This is a genomic window from Vibrio sp. M250220 (genome assembly GCF_036533795.1).
In the GTDB taxonomy this organism is placed as follows: Bacteria; Pseudomonadota; Gammaproteobacteria; order Enterobacterales; family Vibrionaceae; genus Vibrio.
This window is the reverse complement of the sequence record NZ_JATABI010000109.1, coordinates 1-2320: the sequence shown is the minus strand read 5'-3', so window position 1 is coordinate 2320 and position 2320 is coordinate 1. Positions and strand designations below refer to the sequence as shown.

At 45.6% G+C, this 2320-nt stretch carries 2 protein-coding genes and 4 tRNA genes; 5 read left to right on the top strand and 1 reads right to left on the bottom strand.

Going from position 1 to position 2320, the window contains the following annotated elements:
* Positions 1-392 precede the first annotated feature (392 nt).
* The gene (gene coaA, locus QTN94_RS19605) at positions 393-1316 is read right to left on the bottom strand and encodes a type I pantothenate kinase (protein ID WP_331417679.1); all 924 of its coding nucleotides are present in this window, start codon (positions 1314-1316) and stop codon (positions 393-395) included.
* A 211-nt stretch (positions 1317-1527) separates the two neighbouring features.
* Here coaA and QTN94_RS19600 point away from each other — a divergent pair.
* The 5 genes from QTN94_RS19600 to QTN94_RS19580 all read left to right on the top strand — a co-directional run.
* Positions 1528-1603 (top strand) — tRNA-Thr (locus QTN94_RS19600).
* A gap of 36 nt (positions 1604-1639) precedes the next feature.
* Positions 1640-1724 (top strand) — tRNA-Tyr (locus QTN94_RS19595).
* 35 nt (positions 1725-1759) lie between these two features.
* A tRNA-Gly gene (locus QTN94_RS19590) sits at positions 1760-1834 on the top strand.
* 13 nt (positions 1835-1847) lie between these two features.
* Positions 1848-1923 (top strand) — tRNA-Thr (locus tag QTN94_RS19585).
* Between the two features lie 140 nt (positions 1924-2063).
* Positions 2064-2320 (top strand): GTP-binding protein (locus QTN94_RS19580; RefSeq protein ID WP_331427788.1); only part of this gene is annotated, 257 nt, incomplete at its 3' end.

Here is a 2320-nt window from a genome sequence, read left to right as displayed (position 1 = left end):
ACCGAGCCCCGTTTACACAGAGCCTTATTGTACTCCGCCCAGTTAGTTATCTTCTTTTTTGCCTTACCCATACCACCACCGCTCTAACCATCATAAAGGGTCAGATCGCAAGACTCGAAAAAGGTTCAACTGATTTAGGCAACAACGCCAGTTGAGTGTGGTTTCCTTAAAGGCACGGATGGTGAGAATCAATACGGACCGGAAGGGAAGTAGAACGCTTCGCTCCGAGACCGGACTTCGTCCTGCTAGAGTTTAGAACGGGCTGCGCCCTTCGAGAGATGCACGTTATAGATGCTGAGTAGGTATCTGATACAGAGTTTTTGTTAGGGACTTACGTCTAAAATCCAGAAAAAAGGTTGACGCTTTCACGTCAACCTTCCAAGATTTTCTCGCTACTTCCTCAACAATACCTGTTCGACTTTATGATTTTGCCCTTTTTGCAAAATTAAGTGTGCGCGTCCTTTGGTTGGCAAAATATTCGCATCTAGGTTTACACCATTGATCGCTTGCCAGATGCTGTGCGCTTTTTCAATCGCCTGTGGTTCAGTCAGCTTAGTGTAATGGCTAAAGTAAGAGCCGGGCTTGGTAAAGGCACCCTGACGAAACTTCAAGAAACGTTCGACATACCACTGTTCAATAATGGTGCTCTCAGCATCCACATAAAGTGAAAAATCAAGAAAGTCGGAGACAAAGACGCGATGAGGATCGTGAGGGTAGTCCATACCACTTTGAAGGACATTTAAGCCTTCAATAATCAGCACATCTGGGCGATCGACCACTTTGACTTCGTCAGTAATGTCATAAGTGATGTGAGAGTACACCGGAACTTCCAGATTCGGTTTGCCGGCCTTTACATCAGAGACAAACGCTACTAACTGTTTGATATCGTATGACTCAGGGAAGCCTTTTCGGTGCATGATGCCGCGTTTATCGAGCACTTTCTTTGGGTACAGGAAACCATCGGTGGTCACCAGCTCAACTTTAGGGTGGTTATCCCAGCGAGATAATAGCGCCTTGAGCAAACGCGCGGTGGTACTTTTACCAACGGCGACACTTCCCGCGATACCAATGATAAAAGGAGGCGCAGACTCTTGATTCGAAATGAAGTTATTTAATACTGAGTTCCTGCTTTGGCGTGCAGCGATGTAAAGATTTAGTAAACGGGCTAGCGGCAGATAGATTTCTTCAACCTCATTCATCGTAAGGCTTTCATTTACACCTTGTAGCTCAACCAAATCGGTCTCGGATAACGTCATAGGCACAGCGTTACGCAGCGCGGCCCATTGCTGACGATTAAAAGAGAGATACGGCGTCATAGTCATCCTAACTTGGTTTTACTAATACGATAGAGCAGCGAAAATACAACAACCGCTAAAGATTTCCAACGACATAGTCTACATAAGTCAATTTTTGGCGATGAATTGGGCGAATTTTCAACAAATAAGCCCAAACGGACGAAAAAGAGATTTTTTTTTAAATTTACTATTGCAAGGCAGAAAATCATTCAATAGAATGCGCACCACTTATGCCGACTTAGCTCAGTAGGTAGAGCAACTGACTTGTAATCAGTAGGTCACCAGTTCGATTCCGGTAGTCGGCACCATTCTCTCCTTTAGTAGTGAGAATGGATAGAAAATTTGGAGGGGTTCCCGAGTGGCCAAAGGGATCAGACTGTAAATCTGCTGGCACTGCCTTCGATGGTTCGAATCCGTCCCCCTCCACCATATTCTTTAGGAAATAGCTCACAGAGTTACGTGTTGCGGGCATCGTATAATGGCTATTACCTCAGCCTTCCAAGCTGATGATGCGGGTTCGATTCCCGCTGCCCGCTCCACTCTATTTTGAGTGCTGATATAGCTCAGGCGGTAGAGCGCATCCTTGGTAAGGATGAGGTCGGCAGTTCGAATCTGCCTATCAGCACCAGCTCTATTAAAGCAAACTTTTCCTTTTGATACTTTCTTGCTGCTGAACTACGTTTAGTGTTTGAGAGTAATTTTATTACCAATACTTTTTGGTTGCGTGGTCATCAAAGCCACCTAAATCCGTACCTAGAGGGACAACTCATGTCTAAAGAAAAATTTGAACGTACGAAACCGCACGTAAACGTTGGTACTATCGGCCACGTTGACCACGGTAAAACAACTCTAACTGCAGCTATCTGTACAACACTTGCTAAAGTGTACGGCGGTGAAGCGAAAGACTTCGCATCTATCGATAACGCTCCAGAAGAGCGTGAGCGCGGTATCACAATCTCAACTTCTCACGTTGAGTACGACACTCCAACTCGCCACTACGCACACGTAGACTGTCCAGGACACGC